Annotated in this window: 1 pseudogene; it reads left to right on the top strand. The window is 67.9% G+C overall.

Annotated elements, in window-relative coordinates:
- Nucleotides 1-626, top strand: a pseudogene (locus ACPXCS_RS39625) (trehalose synthase); the annotation flags it as partial.

Below are 626 nucleotides of genomic sequence, written 5' to 3' on the forward strand. Positions count from 1 at the left end.
GACTACGCCGCCGGCGGCGACGAGTGCCACATGGCGTTCCACTTCCCGGTCATGCCGCGCATCTTCATGGCCGTCCGGCGGGAATCCCGCTACCCGGTCTCCGAGATCCTCGCCAAGACTCCCGCGATCCCGTCGAACTGCCAGTGGGGCATCTTCCTGCGCAACCACGACGAGCTCACGCTCGAGATGGTCACCGACGAAGAGCGCGACTACATGTGGGCCGAGTACGCCAAGGACCCCCGCATGCGCGCCAACATCGGCATCCGCCGCAGGCTCGCCCCGCTGCTGGACAACGACCGCAACCAGATCGAGCTGTTCACGGCCCTGCTGCTGTCCCTGCCCGGCTCGCCGATCCTGTACTACGGCGACGAGATCGGCATGGGCGACAACATCTGGCTCGGCGACCGGGACGCGGTGCGCACGCCGATGCAGTGGACGCCCGACCGCAACGCGGGCTTCTCGTCGTCCGATCCGGGGCGGCTGTTCCTGCCCACGATCATGGACCCGGTCTACGGCTACCAGGTCACGAACGTCGAGGCGTCCATGGCCTCGCCGTCGTCGCTGCTGCACTGGACCCGCCGCATGATCGAGATCCGCAAGCAGAACCCGGCCTTCGGCCTCGGCTC

Origin of the sequence: Streptomyces sp. DT190, from assembly GCF_049846985.1 — a bacterium.
GTDB lineage: Bacteria > Actinomycetota > Actinomycetes > Streptomycetales > Streptomycetaceae > Streptomyces.